This is a genomic window from Shewanella khirikhana, assembly GCF_003957745.1.
Lineage (GTDB): Bacteria > Pseudomonadota > Gammaproteobacteria > Enterobacterales > Shewanellaceae > Shewanella > Shewanella khirikhana.
On sequence record NZ_CP020373.1, the window covers coordinates 2,043,081 to 2,063,791 of the forward strand.

The window sequence follows — 20,711 nt, forward strand, 5'->3', positions numbered from 1 at the left end:
CGGCAAGGGAAACCAAGCCGCCTTTTTTAACACTATGTATAAGCTCAATCTCGATATTCAATCATTCCTCGCCAACGACTGGCAGCAGGCCCCCAAGGTCTATAAGGGTGCCTTCCCTGAATTTGCCGATCCCATTGCTGCAGACGAGCTGGCAGGCCTTGCCTGTGAAGACGAAGTCTCAAGCCGGGTCGTGGTCACCAAGGGTGAAGACTGGGACGTGATTTCCGGCCCATTCGAAGACTACGACCAGTTCGGCGAGCAGGGCTGGCAGCTGCTGGTACAGGCCGTAAACCACTGGTACCCGGACGCCCAGCCCTTGGTAGAAGCATTCCGTTTTTTGCCGGATTGGCGCTTCGATGATTTGATGGTGTCGTTTGCCACCCCCAAGGGCGGCGTGGGACCACACATCGACAACTACGATGTGTTTATCATTCAGGGTGAAGGCCATCGCCGCTGGACCGTTGGGCCAAAAGGCAGCTACAGCCGCCGTGGCGGTAACCCTACCTCGATGCTGATTGAAGATTTTGAGCCCATTATCGACGTGGTGCTGGAAAAGGGCGATGTGCTCTACATTCCGCCCGGCTTCCCCCATCAGGGCGAGACCCTGACCCTGGCGCTGTCTTACTCCATGGGTTTCCGCGCCCCCAGCCAGCAAGAACTTGCCGGACAAATTGCCGATCAGCTGATGGATGAAGACAAGGGCCACAAGCGCTTTATTGCCGCCGAAGGCGCCGCCAGCAAAGGTCTGGTAAGCGTTGCCGAGCAGCAGGGCATCATGCAGCTTATTCGAGAGCTCTGTGACGATAGCGATACTGTCGCCAAGCTGCTGGGTAAGCTTCTGAGCCAAAACCGTTTCGATCTGGATATTCAGGAAGATGAGTCCATGGATGAGGCCGAGCTGCAGGCTGCGCTGGACGAAGGCGCCCTGCTTAGCCGCATTGGCGGGCTTAAGGTGCTCAGGATGGAAGGCGACAGCGAGCCAAGACTCTTTATCGCCGGTGAAGGCTATGTGATTGCCGGCGCCACTGACGAAGAGCTGAGTCAGGTTGCGAATGATGTGACAGTCAGTGCCGACATTGCCCTTCAACCCCATTGGCAGCGCTTTTTTGCCGACATGCTGAAGAAAGGCTATTTCTATCTGGCCGAGGCGTGAAGCGAGTCTGAGTAAGCGTCAGCGCGAAAGCGCCCTGAGCATATTGAAACACCCATTAAAAAAGGCACCATTCAGGTGCCTTTTTTGTATCCGTCATTTTGTATCCGACATTTTGTATCCGACATTTTGTATCCGGCTTTGCTGCCGCTCACAGCGGCTCAGCTTAGCCCCAGAGTTTTTCATCCTGCTGGATTTGATGCAGGCTCTGGGCGCGGGAAATCAGCAGATTGGCAAACTTGGCCTGGGTCGGGTCATTCACCGCACCGGACTGAATAAGGTTTTCCGCTTTGAGCTGCCACATCATCGAGAAATGACGCAGGGCTTCACGGGCGGTTTTAGCGACTTTGACATCCACATAATCGCTTGGCAAATCGCCTGACATGACCCAAAACGTTTGCTTGGCAGGCTTCTGGGCTTCCATTTTCCACACGGCGACATACGGAGCCAGATAGCGGCTCTCATCGACCAGCACTTTACCCGGCAAAATGCCTTTTTCGGCCAAAAAGCGGTTGGCCTTTTGAAACTGGGTACGCACCCACTCCTGACGCAGCGCTTCGGGATCCTGTGCTGCGGTTTCTACCTGGGGTTCCTGGGTTTGCTCAGTCATACTTCATTCCTATCTTATTGTTATACCGTGCAAATAAACACCGACGACGGGATTTGTAACGGGGAGTTGATGGGTCGAGACTGCCATAACTTTACGTTGACGTAAAGTGGAAAGCTAAATTGCCACGGTGATCACAAATATTCCACACACGGCCTTTGTTGAGAGTATCCCTAAATGCTATGGTTTCGCAATAAATATAACGACCGCAGGCCTTCCCTGCGGCTTTTTATAAGCAATCCGGAGATCCTCTAACGTGGCTGTATTCAATCATGTATCTTTTGACGAGCATGAACAGGTAGTGTTCTGTCATGACAAGGAAAGCGGCCTGAAGGCCATTATCGCGGTTCACAACACCAACCTTGGCCCAGCGGTGGGCGGTTGCCGTATGTGGAACTACCAGTCCGATGACGAGGCCCTAACCGACGTACTGCGTCTCTCCCGCGGTATGACCTATAAAAATGCCCTTGCCGGCCTGACCATGGGCGGCGGCAAGTCGGTGATCATCGCCGATCCCAAAACCCAGGACAGAGAAGCCCTGTTCCGCGCATTCGGCCGTTTTATCAATACCCTGGGTGGCAAATACTATTCAGCAGAAGACGTGGGTACTACCACCGCCGACATCATGATTGCCCATCAGGAAACTCCGTACATGGCGGGTCTGGAAGGCAAGAGTGGCGATCCTTCTCCTTTTACCGCCCTGGGGACCTACCTGGGTATCAAGGCAGCGGTGAAGCATCAGCGCGGCCTGGACACCCTCAAAGGGCTTAAGATCTCCGTACAGGGCGTTGGCCACGTAGGTTACTACCTGTGTAAGCACCTGCACGAAGAAGGCGCCGAGCTTATCGTGACCGATATCCATCAGCCTTCCCTCGACCGGGTAGCCACCGAGTTTGGCGCCACCGTAGTTGCGCCGCAGGATATCTACTCTCAGGACGTGGACGTATACGCCCCCTGTGCCCTGGGTGCCACCATCAACGATGCCACCCTGCCGCTGCTCAAGGCAAAAATTGTGGCGGGCTGTGCCAACAACCAGCTGGCCGAGCCACGCCACGGACAGTTGCTGAAAGACATGGGTATTCTCTATGCCCCTGACTATGTGATTAACGCCGGTGGCATCATCAACGTGTCGTTTGAGAACAACTACGACGCGGCCAAGTCGACCGCCAAGGTCGAAAAAATTTACGATACCCTGCTGACCATCTTCACCGCTGCGGATGCGCAAAATCGCACCACAGGTGAAATCGCCGACGAGATGGCGCGCGCCATTATCGACGCCGCTGCCAAATAAGCTTAGCGCTCGGTCACTTAGGGGAAACCAGTCCGGTTTCCCCTTTTTTATGGCTAAGCTTAAGGCTCAAATACGGCGAAAATCTTTTGCCAAACTATTTTTATCCGCCCATCAGGGGGATAGAAATTTGTCATCCATTTTTACGATTTCCTCGCTGGCGAACCCTCTTATCCTTTGCTTGACTTAGACACTCCCCCAACAGCAGGAGCCCTTCATGGTCTGTTTCAAATACAGTCTGAATCAGGATGCAGTGGAGTTGCAGGCAAGCAATTGGAATGGTATTGAGCGCGTGTTTGTGAACGGTGAAATGGTGTCAAGCAAACTGAATTTTGCCGGACAAAGTGAGCATACTGTCGCATTGAAAGACGGACACAGGGCCAAATTTCAACTACTTATCGATCCTCAGACTGAAGAGATCATGTGCCGCATTTACAAAAAAGGTGTGCTTATCGCAAGCCTTAAACAGGGCAAGGACAACCTGGCGCAAACCAAATCTATGATGTGGCAGCTGCTGCTGATGCTCTGCCTGGGCGGCGGCCTGTTGCTGACCCTGGCCAACTGGAACTGATCGACTGAAACTGACTCGCCAACGCTTGCTGACTGAATCTGGCCAAACGAAACTGGCCACTTGAGACTGGTCAGTCGATACTGGTATGCACGGCCGCAGCGCTGAGCTGACCGCAACCCTATCCAATAACAAGGCCGGCAATTGCCGGCCTTGTTATTTTTGTCTGTGCGGTTTGCGCGCTGTGTAACCGGGTTTACTCAGGTTCGGTTTATCTTATTCAGCAGCTTCATCAGCAATGCCTGTTCTTCATCGTCCAGTTCGGCCATAAACTTCTCGTTCACCCGCTCGGCCTCACAAATCAGGTCCTGCTCCAGCGCCTTGGCTTCGTCGGTGAGGAAAATCTGGAATGCGCGGCGATTATCGGCTTCCTGATGGCGGGTGATCAGCCCCTGCACCTGCAACTGATCCAACAGCCGGGTCATGGTGTAGTTGGCCACATCGCAGCGGCGCGACAGCTCAGTCTGGCTGATACCTTCCTCCTGCCACAGCGCAAACAGCACCGGCCAGAGCTTGATATCCAGCTGATAGCGCCTGAGGCGTTGGTCCAGCTCATTGGCAATAGCCACATTGAGATGGGAAACCAAATAACCAAGACTTTCCTGACGATTCAAACAGCACCTCCCGTCATCCAGCAAGCGTTAAGGCTCCTTAACCACTTCCTTTAATACTATCACCTAAAGCGCAATAAACTAGGATGATGCGGGAAATTCAACTTCAGTCGTCAATCAGGGTTTCGGCAAAACGGTAGAAGCAGGCGCGGCTCATGCTGGCGCTAAGGCCATTCTGCAGTGCAATCAGCACTCCATCCTCGGCGAGCCGGATATCACTTGCACTGACCAGATATTCATGTCCAAGCGTTGAAATCAGTCGATAACCGCCTTCAGCTGGCTCAAAATCGACGATAACCACAGGCGTGTGGGCCACAGCCACCCTCACCCGCTCCACCGGCGTCACCAGCGCCCAGTGCTCGCCATCACGCCTGAGCACCGACATAAACAGCCTGGCAAACTTCTGCGGCAGAGCCTCACCGAGATATTGCCACTGGCCGTGGGTATCTATGCTAAAGAGCGGCTGCTCACTGCAAAGCGCCGGCACGGTCTGTGGGCGACTGCCTTTGAGGCTCGATAGCGCCGCTGATACCTGCTCAGGGTTTTCATTATCTTTGGAATTCATATTTTTACAGCCCCTATAGCAAAAAGGCCCCGCAGGGCCTTGGCAAGCTTAGATAAGCTCCAGCAGCGCTTCCAGCGGATGCTTGGGCCTGAAGCCTGAGAAGCGTTTTACCTGAGAGCGGCATGAATACCCTGACACCAAAATCTCGGCTTGTGATGTACCCTCAATGCCTTCTTTCCAGGACATATCATACAGCTTTTGCGAGCGCTCCAGGTTATCCAGCTCATGGCCGTAGGTGCCTGCCATGCCGCAGCAGCCAAGGTTCTTGACCTTGAGCGTGGCGCCAAATTTGGCAAACACGGCACTCCATTCTTTGGCGGTGCCCGGCTTGGCAGTAGACTCCGTACAGTGGCTGAACCAGGTGTACTCGCGGCCGGAGGACTCACGCTGTGGCAACGCCTCAAGCACCTCCATCAACCACTCGTTGGTGAGCTTGATATTGAAGTCGCCACGCTCGTTACCCAGCGCCACCTTGTACTCATCACGGTACACAAGCACCATGGCAGGATCCACCCCCACCATGGGCATTTCAAGCTTACTGAGTTCGTTGAAGAAGGCCGCCGCCGAGCCGGCTGTGGCAGCAAACTTATCGAGGAAACCCTTGATATGGGCAGGCTTGCCGTTTGGCTTGAATGGCAGCAGCACCGGCCTGAAGCCAAGCTTTTCAATCAGCTTCACAAAGTGATACACCAGGCCTGCATCATAGAAGCTGTTGAATGGGTCCTGGGCCACCAACACATAACGGCTGCGCTCGGCGGCCGGAATACGTTTCAGTGATTCAAGGTCATACCCCAGACTCTGATGGCTCTCAAGCCTTTGAGTCAAAGTAGGCACCGACAGCTTGGGCGCATCCACATAGCCGATGGCCTTTTTAATCACCCACTGGGACACGGTGTTTTGCGACAGCGCATTCATCAGCTTAGGCGCTTTGGCCATCAGCGGCAGCGCATCTTCGATACCGGCCACCAGATAGTCTTTGGGCGGGCGCAAATAACGCTGATAGTAGATATTAAAGAACTGGGCGCGGAACTTGGGCACATCCACCTTGACCGGGCACTGACCCGAGCAGGCCTTACAGGCAAGACAGCCCTTTAAGGACTCCATCACCTCGTGGGAGTAATCGTACTCTTCCTTGGCTTTTAAGGTATTTTGCGCCCGCTGCAGCAGCCCAAGCGGCTTGGACTTGGCAAGCTGCTCCACATCCACGCCTTCGGTTTCCAAAAGCCTTAACCATTCGCGCATCAGCGACGAGCGGCCCTTGGGGATTGAATACGATCGCCGGTCGCCTTGAATGACGGGCACATGGGCGAATAGGCCGAGTAGTTAAAGCACAGGCCGTTACCGTTGCAGTTCATCACATCGGGGAAGGCTTCGCGCACTTTAACGGGAATTTGCCTATCGAAACTGCCGCGCTTGGCGCTGTCGACGTTGTAAAAGAGCTCGCCATTATCCTTTGGCGCCACCAGCTTGCCGGGGTTTAAGCGATTGTCAGGGTCAAACCAGCCCTTGATGTCCTGCAGCACGCCATAAAGCTCATCGCCAAACACCGCCGGACCGTATTCACCGCGGACGCCCTTGCCGTGCTCGCCCCACATCAGACCGCCGTATTTGAGCGTCAGCGCTGCCACTTCATCGGAAATGGTGCGAAGGAGCTGTTCATCCAAGGGATCGCACATATCCAGCGCCGGACGGACGTGCAGCACACCCGCATCCACGTGGCCGAACATGCCGTATTGCAGCTTATGGCCATCGAGCAGCGCCCGAAACTCCATAATAAAGTCGGCGAGCTTCTCAGGCGGCACGGCAGTGTCTTCGGCAAAGGCGATGGGTTTGCGGCTGCCCTTGGCGGCGCCCAAGAGGCCCACGGCCTTTTTGCGCATGGCGTAGATTTTCTCGATGCTGCCCTTATCGTGGGTGCTCTGAAAGCCCACCACGCCGCACTCGCCGTTTTTGATTTGCTGAGCAAGCACAGCTTCGAGTGCCGCCAGTTTGGCGTTTACATCGGCTTCGTCACCGGCAAACTCCACCATATTGAGGCCATCGATATGCTTGCCGGGCACCTCCTGGATAAGCTCACTCACCGAGTGCCAAACGATATCTTCACGGGCAAGGCCAAGCACCTTGGAGTCGACGGTTTCCACGACTGTGGCATTGGCAGCCACCAGCGATGGCGCGTGACGCAGCGCCGACTCGAACGAATCGTATTTGATATTGACCATGGCACGCTGCTTGGGCAGCGGCGTGAGATTCACCTTTGCTTCGGTGATAACGGCCAGAGTGCCTTCGGAGCCGGTAAGAATACGGCTTAAATCGAACTGGCTGAGTTCATCGTTCCACACATGCTCCAAATCGTAACCGGTCAAAAAGCGGTTAAGCCGGGGGAAGCGGGTTTTCACCAGCTCGCGCTTATCGCGGCACACGGCTGAGATGTTGGCAATCAGCTTACCGGCAAGACTTGAGCTGTCCACCACATCCAGGTTTTCGGCGGCCATCGGGGCTGAATCCAGCACAGAGCCATCGATAAGCACGCTCTTGAGGCCGAGCACATGATCTGAGGTTTTGCCGTACACCAGCGAGCCTGCGCCCGAGGCGTCGGTGTTAATCATGCCGCCCAGGGTGGCGCGGTTAGAGGTCGACAAATCGGGGCTGAAAAAAAAGCCATGGGGCCTTAAGGCATCGTTGAGGGCATCTTTCACCACGCCAGCCTGTACCCGTGCCCAGCCTTCCTCGGCGTTGACTTCCAGCACCTTGTTCATATGGCGCGATAAATCGAGGATAAGCCCGTGGGTCAGCGACTGACCATTGGTGCCGGTGCCGCCGCCGCGGGCACTGAAAACTACCTCGCGGAACTCGTCTTTGGCGGCGAGCTGCATCACCCGCTGCACATCCAGGGTGCTCTTGGGATACAGCACCGCCTGGGGCAGAAACTGATACACGGAGTTGTCTGTAGCCTGCACTATGCGGGCGCTGTAACGGGTATCTATCTCGCCGTCAAAATCAGCGGCAAGCGCCTCGAGAAAGGCCAGATAAACGGGTTCCAGAGTTTGCTGGTGAGAAAGCAGGGGTAACATGCACGGCGTCTGTGTTGTTGTTTTATGCGGGCATTATAAACAAAAAAAAGCCGCTAAAAAGCGGCTTTTGTTACACATCGGTAAAAAGGGGCGCCGGTGGCGCCGACCTTTTCAGAATGCGGCGATTTTTGTCCGGATTAACCCAAGGTTTTGCCCGGATTAACCGTGGGCCTCGGCCAGGTACAGCCAGGTATCAATTACTGTATCAGGGTTCAGTGACACGGTATCAATGCCCTGCTCCACCAGCCAGGCGGCGAAGTCGGCGTGATCCGATGGACCCTGACCACAAATACCCACGTAAGCGCCCTTGGCCTTGGCAGCTTTGATGGCCATGGCCAGCAGCGCCTTCACGGCTTCGTTACGCTCATCGAACAGGTGGCTGATGATGCCGGAGTCACGGTCCAGACCCAGAGTCAGCTGGGTCAGGTCGTTAGAGCCGATGGAGAAACCATCGAAGTGCTCCAGGAACTGCTCGGCCAACAGGGCGTTGGATGGCAGTTCGCACATCATGATAACCCGCAGACCATCTTTACCACGCTCCAGGCCCTGCTCTTTCAGGAGTTCAATCACCTGCTCGGCCTCACCCAGGGTGCGCACGAATGGGATCATGATTTCCACGTTCTTCAGGCCCATATCGTTGCGAACGCGCTTGATGGCTTCACATTCGAGGGCGAAACAGTCGCGGAATGACTCAGAGATATAACGGCTGGCACCGCGGAAGCCCAGCATTGGGTTCTCTTCTTCTGGCTCGTAGCGGTCACCGCCCACCAGGTTGGCGTACTCGTTAGACTTGAAGTCAGACATACGCACGATCACCTTCTTCGGATGGAAGGCGGCCGCGATGGTGGCGATACCTTCAACCAGACGGGCTACGTAGTACTCAACAGGCGAGTCGTAACCGGCAATCATCTCGTTGATTTCTTCCTGCAGGGCAGCTTCCTGCTGGTTGAATTCGAGCAGTGCCTTGGGGTGAATACCAATCATGCGGTTGATGATGAACTCAAGACGGGCCAGACCCACACCCTCGTTTGGCAGACGGGCGAAGTCGAAGGCGCGGTCAGGGTTACCCACGTTCATCATTATCTTCATTGGCAGATCAGGCATGGAATCCACGCGGCTGGAGATCACTTCGAACTCCTGCTTGCCATCGTAGATGTAACCGGTGTCGCCTTCGGCGCAGGAGACAGTCACCATCTGGCCGTTCTGGATACGGTCAGTCACATCGCCACAACCCACTACGGCTGGCACGCCCAGCTCACGGGCGATAATGGCAGCGTGACAGGTGCGGCCGCCACGGTTGGTCACGATGGCGCTGGCGCGCTTCATGATAGGTTCCCAATCCGGGTCGGTCATGTCGGTAACCAGTACGTCACCTGGCTGGATTTTGTCCATTTCATCAATGGATTTCAGCACCTTGGCAACACCGCTGCCCACCTTGTGACCGATGGCACGGCCTTCGCTGATCACAGGGCCGCGGCTCTTTAAGTGATAACGTTCAATCAGCTGAACGTCTTCACGCGAACGTACGGTTTCAGGACGGGCCTGAACAATGTACAGCTTGCCGTCGTTGCCATCTTTGGCCCACTCGATGTCCATTGGACGACCGTAGTGCTTCTCGATGATCATCGCCTGCTTGGCCAGTTCCATCACTTCAGCATCGCTGATGGAGAACTGACGACGATTCTCAACTGCCACATCTTCAATTTTCACCTGCTTACCGTGTGAAAGATCGTCTGAGTAGACCATCTGGATAAGCTTGGAACCGATGTTGCGGCGAACCACGGCCTGATGGCCGGCGGTCAGGGTTGGCTTGTGAACATAAAATTCGTCAGGGTTTACTGCGCCCTGCACCACCATTTCACCGAGACCGTAAGAAGAGGTCACGAAAACCACGTCGTCGTTACCTGACTCAGTATCGATGGTGAACATCACACCAGAGGAAGCCATGTCGGAGCGCACCATGCGCTGCACACCGGCAGACAGCGCCACACCACGGTGGTCGTAGCCCTGGTGAACACGATAAGAAATCGCGCGATCGTTAAACAGAGAGGCAAACACGTGCTTGATAGCCACCAGCACAGAGTCGTAACCTTTCACGTTCAGGAAGGTTTCCTGCTGACCGGCAAAAGAGGCATCAGGCATGTCTTCGGCGGTGGCAGAGGAACGTACGGCGAAGGAAGCATCCTTGGTCTCGCCGCAGAGTTGGTCATAGGCCTCGTGGATGGCCTTTTCGAGTTCGGGTTGGAAGGGGGTTTCAATAACCCACTGTCTGATCTGTGCACCCACTTTCGCCAGTGCGTTAACATCGTCGACGTCCAGAGTGTCAAGAATGTCGTAAATCTTCTGGTTTACTCCGCTTTGCTCTAGGAACTCATTGAATGCATGAGCCGTGGTTGCAAAGCCACCGGGGACTTGAACACCTGCGTTGGCCAGATTGCTGATCATCTCACCAAGTGAAGCATTCTTTCCGCCAACCTTGTTGACGTCGCCCATGCCCAATTCCTGATACCAGAGTACATATTGCTGCACAGTTCTATCTCCGCATGTTTATTTAGTTGGCCCCTTCACACCGGGGCAGCGGCATTTTACACTTCGGGGCAATAAGCGTAAATCTATAATTTTCTTTGTAATTTTATTACTACATGAGGTTGGTATGGCTCGTAAAGTTTTCTACATTTCCGACGGAACGGCGATCACGGCAGAAGTTTTCGGCCATGCAGTACTTTCACAATTTCCCATGGAATTTGAAGCAATTACCATCCCATTCGTGGAAACGAATGCCAAGGCTGAAGCGGTTAAAAAGCAGATAAATGATAGTTTTATTACAACAGGAGAGCGGCCACTGGTATTTCATTCCATCGTGAAGCCGGAGATCAGGGATGTTATCTATTCCAGTGAAGGCCTGGATTACGACTTTTTGAACACCTTCGTGGCGCCACTTGAACAACAATTGGGCGTCAGTGCGGCGCCGGTGCTGCATCGCACCCACGGTAAAGCCAACCACAGCTATGAGGCGCGTATCGATGCCATCAACTTCGCCATGGAGAATGATGACGGTCAAACCTTAAAGCACATGGATAAGGCAGATATTATTCTGTGCGGCGTGTCCCGCTGCGGCAAAACCCCATCTAGTCTGTATTTGTCGATGCAGTTCGGAATTAAAGCCGCCAACTATCCTTTTACAGAGGATGACATGGACAACTTAAAGCTGCCTGAAGCGCTTAAGCGTAATAAAGGAAAAGTGTTCGGCCTGACCATAGATCCGGTGCGCCTGCAGGAAATCCGCCAGAGCCGGATGGAGAACAGCCGTTACTCATCACTGCGCCAATGCCGACTGGAAGTCAAAGAAGTGGAGATGCTGTTTAAGAAGGAACGCATTCCTTATATAGACACCACCAACCACTCGGTGGAAGAAATTGCCACCAAAATCCTCGACATGACGGGCATGGAGCGTCATATGTTCTGATCCTGCTGCAATGAGCAAACGGATCTAACTTAAATCAATTTCGTTGCACAGTTGTCGATTTATTACACAATCGGCACTGTGCAGCACGTCACTATTGGTTATAATCCGGTTCAATCTGGCGATAAGCCCGCACCAAACCGGTATGCTGAATGACGATTAAGACTGACGAACTACGCACATCCCTTCTTTGTAAAGTAATTTCACCTTCGCAACTGGCGGCCGAATATCCGCTCACTCAGGAAGCGGCTGACTATCTGGTTGCCCAGCGCCGTGAAGTAGAAGCCATTCTGACCGGTCAGGATCCACGCCTTCTGGTGATCATCGGCCCCTGCTCTATTCACGATACCGAAGCCGCACTGGAATACGCCGGACGCCTGGCGAAACTGCACCACGAACTGAAAGACGATTTGTGCATCCTGATGCGGGTGTATTTTGAAAAGCCACGCACCATTGTTGGCTGGAAAGGCCTGATTTCCGACCCGGATCTGGACGGTAGTTTCAGTGCCAACAAAGGCCTGCGTATGGCCCGTCATCTGCTGCAGCAAATTACCGAACTTAAACTGCCTATCGCCACCGAATTTTTGGATATGGTGAACGGTCAGTACATCGCGGATCTTATCACCTGGGGCGCCATCGGTGCCCGCACCACAGAGAGCCAAATCCACCGCGAAATGGCCTCGGCACTGTCTTGCCCGGTAGGCTTTAAAAACGGCACCGACGGCAATATCAATATTGCCGTGGATGCCGTGCGCGCCGCCAAGGTGCCACACATCTTCTACTCGCCGGACAAAGACGGCCATATGTCGGTTTACCGCACCCACGGTAACCCTTACGGCCACATCATTCTGCGTGGTGGCAAGAACCCCAACTACGCCCAAGAGCATGTACAAAAGGCCCATGAACAGCTCAAAGCCACTGGCATCGACACCGGCATGGTGATTGACTTCTCCCACGGCAACAGCCAGAAGCAGCACATGAAGCAGCTCGAAGTGGCCGAAGACGTGATGGCACAAATTCGCGCCGGTTCCAACGCCATCGCCGGGATCATGGCCGAAAGCTTTATCGAAGAAGGCAACCAGAGCGTGGTGGAAGGTCAGCCGCTTTGCTACGGCAAGTCAATTACCGATGCCTGCCTGAGCTGGGGCGATACCGAGCCGCTGCTGCGCAGCCTCGCTGCCGCAGCCCGGGTGCGCCGCGAGCTGAGAAAGTAATCCTAAGCCAGCACCATCTGGTTTGATAAAAAGCCTCCAAACGGAGGCTTTTTTATTTCGCGGTGACACCTAAGCTTTTGACGGCTTAAGGCCCATCACTGGCCGCATTGCCACGGCCCCCTATCCTGCCAGGCGCTGCCGCTGCCGGGGGCTTCGCCCTGGGTCCACCAGTTGGCCTGCCAAAGTTTGCCATTGAAGGTTGCCTGCTTACCCTGGGCGTAGGCGATGGCCGCATCCCAGGGCAGCAACACCTGACTGACCAAGGTCCAGGCGCCGTTCGACGCCGAAGGCTCACTGCCCTGATTCCACCAATTGGCGCGCCACACCAGCGAATTGAAGCTCACCTTATCGCCACTGTTGTAGATAGTCGCCGCCGCCCAGGCGGGGTGATTGAGCGCATCGGGATCAGACACGCTGCAATCATCCGCTGCGATAACGTTAAAATCTCGGCTTTCTTTGCCGCCCGTTTCGAGGTTTTGCAGCATCAGCCTGTAGCTGCCAACCTCAGTCAAAGCAAGACTTCTGGCAAGCGAGCCCTGGGCAAGCTGCAAGCTCTCTTCACTGACGAGTGCCGAGTCTTTTTCCAGCAGCAGCGTCACTGCCACCGGCTTGCTGGCATTAAGCTCATAAGTCACCTCAACACTTGTGTTTTGCAGGGTGTAGGACGGCTTGAGGCCATTTATCGTCACCGCTGGCGGCGAAGACTTAAGGTCGAGCCGATAGCTAAGTCCGGCCTCGCGGGTCCACACCTTGTTGTCGCCAAGCACATCGCGGTAACTGATGCTGCCATCCTGCGCTTTTACGCCAATGGCCACCAGACTGGTGGCGGAGCCCACCTGAGCGGCGAGGTTTTTCGCCCATATGTCGCCCTCAAGTTCGGCTTCGGCGACAGTGCGCTTTTCAAATACTTTCTCAGCGCCTGCGCCATCAAACACCCTGAACCAGAGCACATCCCCTGGCGCAACATTAAGCCCCGATGGCACAAATGCCCCCAGCGTTTGCCAGTCAGGCACGCTGCCCCCCTGATCCAGCACTATATCTGAGCAGTTATAGAAGCCCTCGCCTGCGGCATCGTCGCGCTGCCAACGGGTGTACAAGGTGGCCTCGCCGCTGCGCCCCGCCGGAATAGCAATCCGCATCCGATAATACTTTTTATCGCCAATCAGGCTAATGGGCTGATCGCCAAGCTCGGCAATCAGCTCAAGCTTGCCCCAGCTCAGCGCCTCAGTGGCCGCATCGTAATCCGGGGTCGATAAATAAAACTGCCAGAAGCTGGGATTGTGGGGCGTGTGAGCGGCAAACAGCAGCTCCACTGTGCCATCGGCATCCACCGTCATTGCCGTACGTTGCCAATCGCGCGACACCACATCCATACCGCGTTTGGCATGGTCAGCCGCGGCGCACAGCTTGCCGTCGGGAATGGCCGCTTTGACGGCATCCATATTACGAAAATCGGCAACGTTGATGGAAAACTCATGGTTTTGTACAAATTGCACCGTGCCCGATGCCAAAAAGGCCGCGCGGCAGGCGGCATTGGGAATGGCGCTGCCATCATCGGGCCACCAGTAGCCTCCCTGCTCGGTACAAAATTCCTGCCTGGCTTTGGGGTATTCCATCAGGCCATGGGCCAGCGCCTGTGAACTTGCACCAAGCAAGGCAAGCGACAAGATAAGCTTATGTTTATTCATAGATATATCCTCCAATCCTTTGCCCTTTGTTCAGGTCGGGCATGAGGAAAAGGCGCCCGCGGGCGCCTTTATGGTGAGATTAGATGTTGCAGACAAAGTCCCAATCGGCAGAAGTGCCAGGCTCGGTGTTGGTCCACCACTTGGCCACGAATACGGCGGTGGCATTTTTCATGCGATCGCCGCCCGCAGCATGGCTTGGGTTACCGGCCCAATCGGTTTGTGGGAAGTTGGGATAGGCAGGCACAGCACTGGCATCAATGCCTTTGGCCTCACAGCTGTCCGACGGTGGCGTGTTGCAGGCCGGATCGTCTGGCGTTACCGAGCAATCCACCGGCGGAGTTCCGCCATCGCCATTCCCCGAATCGGCGCTGCCAAAACCATAGGTTTTGCCATCAAAGGTGACGGTAAAGTTGGACGGCATAGACACCGGCAGGTAGTACTTAATCACCCCATCGAGAGAGGCGCCGGGCGCCAGACTCTGCCAACCCGGCAAGGTAAATTTCACCCGGTGGAAATCATTTTCCAGACCACCGATGTTGTTACCTGCGGCGTTGGAGCCATCGGTTTTCACGGTGAGATTCAGACCCGACTGATCGCTGATTTGCGACGAGGTAGAGCTTGAGATATCAAACTCGAACACGGCGCCGCCGGGGATGGTCACACTGCTGTTGTTGCTGATGGTCAGGGTTGGGGTGATGGGATAGTTGTTATCCCCTTCTTTAAAGCCGCCAAGAGAGGCGGACAGCGCCAGGGTTGACGTTGGCATCTCGCCGGAGGCGACCTTGTTGCCGTAAGGCGCAGCGCTGGCAAAGGCGTTGTAGGCGATGCTGGTCAGAGTGTCGCCCATAAAGAACTCACCGCTGCCGCCATTGCGCTCTGGATACCAGCTGTAGTCACCCGCCAGTTCCCAGAACATCACGCCGCCGATGCCCTTATCCACCACATACTGCACCTTGGCGCGCATGGACTCTTCATCTTCGGTGGAGATAAACACCTTCTTGTCAGCATTCCACAGCCAGGGCGCTACCGCGACTGCATCGTAATGACGCTGATAGTTGCCGGAAAGCTTATCGGCCGGGTTGTTCAGCGGATCCAAACCATAGTCGGCCAGATACGATGGCACCACGCCAGCTTCGAGGTTCTTGGCATGCCACATGGGGTTGGAGCCTGCAAACACTTCATTGCCGTTCACATCCAGATCGTGCCACAGGTTATCAATACCTTCGGCGCCATAACCGCAGTTGGCGGTGCCTTCGCCGGTACCTGCCGGGCAGGCATTCTGATCCGGCGCAGGAGCCAGTCCCCACAGACCGTTGTTACCGCCATTCACGCCCTGCCAGCCGCGGGTGTAGTAAGGCAGACCTATGTTGATACGGCCCGATGGCAGTGAGCCGCGGAAGTAGTGATAGGCCCAATCGGTGTTGAGGTAACCAATACCGCCGTATTGCGCAGTGCTGTACACATCCCAGTGCGCCAGCTCAGCATCGAGACCTGTATCGAACAGCGCGGCATTATGGCCGACGAAGTCGTTCCAGGCACCGTGCAGGTCGTAGCTCATGATGTTGACGTAATCCAGATATTTGGTCATCTGGTAGGCTTCCATACCGCGCAGCAAATAGCCTGACGCAGGTGCCGCCACGGTCAGCATATAGTGCTTGCCATCTTCACGACCAGCCGCATCCAGCTTCTCACGCAGGGTCTTCATCAGCGCATCGTACTGCTTGAACAGTGAGCCACGCAGAGGTTCGGAAATCCAGAAGTCATCCGGGTTACCCGCCTTGCCCATGGAGCTGGCGTACTCGTAGTCGATGTCGGCGCCATCAAAACCATAGCTGCGCAGGAAGGCCACCACGGAATCGGCAAAGGTGTCGATTCCGGCCTGGGTCTTGGTCATTTCATAGAAACCACCGCTGGCGACCCGATTGCCGTTGTCATCGAAATAACCACCGGTTTCGGCCCAGCCACCGATGGAAATCAGCGTTTTCACATCTGGGTGCTGCTTCTTGAACTTATTCAGCAGGTTAAAGTGGCCGGAATAGCTGAAGCCCGGGTCCATTTCGGCACCGGCAACGCCAGGCCAGGTCATGTTGATGGCCGCGTTATCGGCCGCCTGCGGGTTGCCGATAGACACCTTGTTGTTGGCATCCACATGGGCAAAGGCGTAGTTGATGTGGGTGATCTTGTCCCAGGGGATGTCCTTGGCCAGGTACGATGGTTGACCATTTTTGCCTGTGCGCCAGGAAGTGAAATAACCGATAACACGGCGGGCATGGTCAGAGCCCATTTTCTCGCGGCCTTGTTCGTCGTACACCAGGCAGTAAAGCGAGTTGCCCACCAGGCCATCGGGGCGACACGCCTCATGATCGCTTGGCATCTCACCCACATAACCGCTAACGGCTGCAGAGCTGCTTTCAAGCCCCTGGTCGTCCAGCGCACGCGCCTGCAGGCTCAGGCTGCCATCGGCCGGCGTGAAACTGAATTCGAACGGCACACTGTCATCAACGCCGACAAGGCTGCCATTGGCATAAAAACTGACCGAGGCAACGCTGCCATCGGCATCACTGGCATCGGCGCTGATACTGAGACTGCCACCACTGGCGAGGGTGAAGCCCGCCGTGGGCTGAGTAAGACTCACCACCGGCGCCTGATTGGCGGCCTTGACGGTAACGCTGACCTCGGCCGAGCGCCCTTCTGCGCCGCTGCCATCGAAAGCACGGCTTTCAAGACGATAGCTGCCTGCAGTCTGCGGCGACCAGTTAAAGGCCCAGGGCGCGGCAGAGTCGGTAGCAAACTTGCTGCCGTTAACCCAGAGTTCCACCGAGGCAACGGCATCGTTACTGTCAGAATCGCTGGCGTCCACGGTCACGGATACACTATCACCCGCAGTGACAACGCTGTCATTTTGAGGTGCAGAAATTGCGGTCTGGGGCGGTAAATTATTGGCATTCACCACCAGAATTTGTACATTGGCCTCGGTGGCTGCGCCCTTGTCATCGGTGGCTTTGGCCACAATCACTACGCTGCCGGTTTTATCAACTGACCAGGGAGAGCTGATGGCCGCGCCATTGGCAAACCACTCAAGGCTGACTACCTGACCATCGGCATCGGAGGCACTGGCTTCCAGCAATAGCTGGTCGCCCAGATTGTACTGTGCACCCGCCATCGGTGAGCTGATGGTCACATCAGGCGCCTGATTGCTGCCTTCACAGGCGCCGAGGTTTTTCCAAACGCCCCAGTCGCCGGATAGCGATGGGTCTTCGTTTTGGGTCCACCACTTGTTCCGGAACAGGGTGTTCTGGTGGGTCACCTGGGTGGTGGTTGCATAGATGGTTTGGGCAGCCCAGGGGGCAACGCCCTGGCAGTCTGCGGCGAAGGCTTGCTGGGCAAATGCGCCCGACAGCGCCAAAGCGGTACACAAAGCCAAGCGGTTCACGCCCATGGGGCGCCCGCTGTAGGGGGGTTGTTTCATACTCAGGACCTCAATTTATTTTATTAATTTAATTAGCTTTTAGCTTTTCCGAACCCCGGCAAAGCGGGTAAGCGGCCGAATTGCTTCGAGGACAGCATCGGTATTTTTAACTTAGCCGCGAAATTCCCAAAAGTTAACTACCTGAATATGAAATTTGATTACATTTTATACCAACATATTCGATCTAACTGAATTAAAAAGGGATTATTTTTGAAACAGAGTTGCAGTTTTGCTACAAAATTAGCGCTTATGAATATAGCGTACGCTTTAAGCAATGGCAGAGATCAGCCGAAAATCGTATACTGCGCGCCTTTCAACTAAACACCAGATTTGTCTGCATAACCACAAGGTTGCCGTATGCCACTGACTGATACCCTGCCCCAGTTTCCTGAGGCCATTGCCCGCCGTATTGATTCATCGGAAGCCCGTGTAATCAAAGCGGTTTTCCCCTCCAATACCAACCACCACAACACCCTGTTCGGTGGCGAAGCCCTGGCCTGGATGGATGAAACCGCCTTTATCGCCGCCACCCGCTTTTGCCGTAAACCACTGGTAACCGTGAGTTCCGACAGAATCGATTTCAACAAGGCGATTCCGGCCGGCAGTTTGGCGGAACTAATTGCCCGGGTTATCCACGTCGGCAACACCAGTTTGAAGGTGGAAGTGAACATTTTTGTCGAAGACATGTATCAGGACAAAAGAGAACATGCCATTCGCGGCGTGTTTACCTTTGTTGCCGTGGATGAAAACCGAAAGCCCACCCAGGTGTGGCAGCACGACTGACCAAAATTCTTCTGCCAGCTGGTGTGATTGGCCAAAATTACACCAACCTTTCACACAAACTGCGGATTATACTTTAGTCTAGGCTGATAGAAATTCTAAGGATTTAAAGTATTTACCCAGGATAAATCCGTAGGATCCTGCTGGTTTTTTCTGTTACATTGGTTCATTGCACATTCAAGAACAATAAGAACCCTGCAACAACATGAAGCTCGAGAATCTCAATATCATCATTGCCGATGATCACCCATTGTTTCGCAACGCTCTGAGACAAGCCTTGTCCAGTGCCTTTGCCGATACCCGTTGGTTTGAGGCCGACAGTGCAGATGCATTGCAGCAGGTACTGGATAACACCGATGCCGAGTACGACTTGGTGCTGCTCGATTTGCAGATGCCCGGCTCCCACGGTTATTCCACCCTCATCCATCTTCGCTCCCACTACCCCGATATCCCGGTGGTGGTAATTTCAGCCCACGAAGATGCGCAGACCATCAGCCGTGCCATCCATTACGGCAGCGCCGGTTTTATCCCCAAATCTGCCTCGATGGAAACCCTCACCGAAGCCATGAGCGCCGTGCTTTACGGTGATATCTGGCTGCCGTCAGGGGTTGAGATCATCAAAATTGAGGAAGATGGCACCGATCAGATGGCAGGCAAGCTTGCGGATCTGACCCCGCAGCAATACCGGGTATTGCAGATGTTTGCCGAAGGTCTGCTCAATAAACAAATCGCCTATGATTTGGGGGTATCCGAGGCCACCATCAAGGCCCACGCCACTGCGATTTTCCGTAAGCTTGGCGTGAGAAACCGCACCCAGGCGGTGATTGCGCTGCAGCAACTGGAAATGGATAAAGTCGATTTGGGTTAATCACACCTTTGCAAAACATCAAAAGGCCGCATCATGCGGCCTTTTTCAATTCACGTCAGCCACGCAGGCTTTCCCGCAGCTGATAATACAACATCCCTACCGCAAGCGCCTGATTACCAAACCATTCGTTGAGCGGAATGCGCCAGTGTTTCATGCCGGCGAACAGGCCAAACTCCCGCAGATCGCCATCGATGGCCTTGGCCATGATTTCCGACATAATGTGGCTTGTCGCCACCCCGTGGCCTGAATAGCCCTGGCAGTAGTAAACATATTCAGAGACCTTGCCAAGCTGAGGAATGCGGTTAATCACAATTCCGGCCATACCGGCCCAGGCAAATTCAATCTCAACCCCTTTGAGACGCGGGAAGGTGCGCTCGATGGCGGGGCGCAGCTCTTCGGCCACGTTTTTGGGATCGCGACCGCTGTAGTTGGTACCGCCACCGAACATCAAGCGGTTATCAGCGGTAAGACGATAATAATCAAGCACAAAACGGCAATCGTACACTGCCAGGTTATGGGGATTGATGGCCCTGGCGACCTCGTCAGACAACTGCACAGTGGCACAGTTGCCAAGGGAGGCCGGAAACAGCATCCCCTTCAGACGTGGGCGTCCCAGCTTGTGATAGGCGTTACCGGCAATCATCACCTTGTCGGCAGTCACGCTGCCGAAGGCAGTTTTCACCACTGGCCGGGGGCCATCCACGATATCCAGCACCTGGCTGCCTTCAAAAATCCGTACTCCCAGGCTTTCAGCCGCCCTCGCCTCACCAATACAGAGGTTGACTGAGTGCAGATGCATGTTCTTTTTGTTGAGCAAACCGCCGTGATACAGCGGCGATTCGAGATACTGCGGCATCTCGTCCTTTTGCACCAGCGACACCAAATCGCCCATACCCCGGCGCTCGGCTTCATCCAGCATGGATTTAAGCTCATCCATGTGGGCTGGTTTAAAGGCGGTATGCAGGTGGCCAAAGCGCAAATCACAATCGATATTGTACTTGGCCACCCTGTTTTTGATGATGTCATGACCGCGCCAGCGCAGTGCCCATACATAGTCTTCGGCTTCCAAGCCTATGCGGTTTCTGAGCTGTTTGGTCATGGCGTTGTCGCCCGATAATGAACCTGTGACCTGACCGCCGTTTCGACCGGTCGCGCCCCAGGCGATTTTATTGGCTTCCAGCAAGACCACGCTGTAACCGCGTTCGGCCAGCTCCAGCGCTGTGTTCACACCGGTAAAACCGCCACCGATAATGGCCACATCGGCCTGAATATCCCCCGCAAGCGGCGGATAATCGGTTTCCTGCTTGATGGTGGCGTTGTAGTAAGAACCGCAGCGAGCTTGCATGGAAAACTCCGTTGTTTTTTATTT

14 protein-coding genes and 1 pseudogene are annotated in these 20,711 nt (G+C 54.9%); 7 read left to right on the plus strand and 8 right to left on the minus strand.

The features are described from left to right. Positions 1–34: 34 nt before the first annotated feature. The gene (locus STH12_RS08900) at positions 35–1,153 is read left to right on the plus strand and encodes a cupin domain-containing protein (RefSeq protein WP_126167218.1); all 1,119 of its coding nucleotides are present in this window, start codon (positions 35–37) and stop codon (positions 1,151–1,153) included. 163 nt (positions 1,154–1,316) lie between these two features. Here STH12_RS08900 and STH12_RS08905 read toward each other — a convergent pair whose 3' ends face one another. After that, a complete protein-coding gene (locus STH12_RS08905) occupies positions 1,317–1,760 on the minus strand; it encodes a DUF4826 family protein (protein ID WP_126167219.1) in 444 nt (147 codons plus the stop codon). 253 nt (positions 1,761–2,013) lie between these two features. Between STH12_RS08905 and STH12_RS08910 the strand changes: the two genes are divergently transcribed. Both STH12_RS08910 and STH12_RS08915 read left to right on the plus strand, forming a co-directional pair. Continuing rightward, positions 2,014–3,048 carry a Glu/Leu/Phe/Val dehydrogenase dimerization domain-containing protein gene (locus STH12_RS08910; RefSeq protein ID WP_126167220.1) on the plus strand — a complete coding sequence of 345 codons (1,035 nt, stop codon included), beginning with the start codon at positions 2,014–2,016 and terminating at the stop codon, positions 3,046–3,048. Between the two features lie 214 nt (positions 3,049–3,262). Further along, complete coding sequence (locus tag STH12_RS08915; protein WP_126167221.1) at positions 3,263–3,616, plus strand: hypothetical protein; 354 nt, start codon at positions 3,263–3,265, stop codon at positions 3,614–3,616. Positions 3,617–3,813: 197 nt separating this feature from the next. On the opposite strand, the gene STH12_RS08920 is transcribed toward STH12_RS08915, so the two are convergent. The 4 genes and pseudogenes from STH12_RS08920 to ppsA all read right to left on the minus strand — a co-directional run bounded on the left by STH12_RS08920 (position 3,814) and on the right by ppsA (position 10,389). After that, entirely contained in the window at positions 3,814–4,227 is a 414-nt protein-coding gene (locus STH12_RS08920) for a MarR family winged helix-turn-helix transcriptional regulator (protein ID WP_126167222.1), read from the minus strand. Between the two features lie 103 nt (positions 4,228–4,330). Further along, positions 4,331–4,789: a DUF1285 domain-containing protein gene (locus STH12_RS08925; RefSeq protein WP_126167223.1), complete on the minus strand. Its 459-nt coding sequence runs from the start codon at positions 4,787–4,789 to the stop codon at positions 4,331–4,333. A 48-nt stretch (positions 4,790–4,837) separates the two neighbouring features. After that, positions 4,838–7,860: pseudogene (gene ydiJ, locus STH12_RS08930) on the minus strand (D-2-hydroxyglutarate dehydrogenase YdiJ). A 159-nt stretch (positions 7,861–8,019) separates the two neighbouring features. Further along, complete coding sequence (ppsA, locus tag STH12_RS08935; RefSeq protein WP_126167224.1) at positions 8,020–10,389, minus strand: phosphoenolpyruvate synthase; 2,370 nt, start codon at positions 10,387–10,389, stop codon at positions 8,020–8,022. A 124-nt stretch (positions 10,390–10,513) separates the two neighbouring features. On the opposite strand from ppsA, the gene ppsR reads away from it, so the two are divergent. After that, positions 10,514–11,326, plus strand: coding sequence for a posphoenolpyruvate synthetase regulatory kinase/phosphorylase PpsR (ppsR, locus tag STH12_RS08940; RefSeq protein WP_126167225.1), 813 nt, complete (start codon positions 10,514–10,516; stop codon positions 11,324–11,326). 149 nt (positions 11,327–11,475) lie between these two features. Then, complete coding sequence (locus tag STH12_RS08945) at positions 11,476–12,537, plus strand: 3-deoxy-7-phosphoheptulonate synthase (RefSeq protein WP_126167226.1); 1,062 nt, start codon at positions 11,476–11,478, stop codon at positions 12,535–12,537. Between the two features lie 95 nt (positions 12,538–12,632). On the opposite strand, the gene STH12_RS08950 is transcribed toward STH12_RS08945, so the two are convergent. Together STH12_RS08950 and STH12_RS08955 are read right to left on the minus strand one after the other, a co-directional pair. Continuing rightward, entirely contained in the window at positions 12,633–14,225 is a 1,593-nt protein-coding gene (locus STH12_RS08950; RefSeq protein WP_126167227.1) for a lytic polysaccharide monooxygenase, read from the minus strand. A gap of 79 nt (positions 14,226–14,304) precedes the next feature. After that, positions 14,305–17,694 (minus strand): glycosyl hydrolase family 18 protein, encoded by a 3,390-nt coding sequence (locus STH12_RS08955; protein ID WP_237158812.1) that lies wholly within the window; start codon positions 17,692–17,694, stop codon positions 14,305–14,307. 357 nt (positions 17,695–18,051) lie between these two features. Here STH12_RS08955 and STH12_RS08960 point away from each other — a divergent pair, with 357 nt between their 5' ends. Together STH12_RS08960 and STH12_RS08965 are read left to right on the plus strand one after the other, a co-directional pair. Next, complete coding sequence (locus tag STH12_RS08960; RefSeq protein ID WP_126167228.1) at positions 18,052–18,477, plus strand: acyl-CoA thioesterase; 426 nt, start codon at positions 18,052–18,054, stop codon at positions 18,475–18,477. Between the two features lie 202 nt (positions 18,478–18,679). Then, positions 18,680–19,342, plus strand: a complete 663-nt coding sequence (locus STH12_RS08965) for a response regulator transcription factor (RefSeq protein WP_126167229.1) — start codon at positions 18,680–18,682, stop codon at positions 19,340–19,342. 55 nt (positions 19,343–19,397) lie between these two features. On the opposite strand, the gene STH12_RS08970 is transcribed toward STH12_RS08965, so the two are convergent. Next, the gene (locus STH12_RS08970) at positions 19,398–20,687 is read right to left on the minus strand and encodes an NAD(P)/FAD-dependent oxidoreductase (protein WP_126167230.1); all 1,290 of its coding nucleotides are present in this window, start codon (positions 20,685–20,687) and stop codon (positions 19,398–19,400) included. Positions 20,688–20,711: the final 24 nt, after the last annotated feature.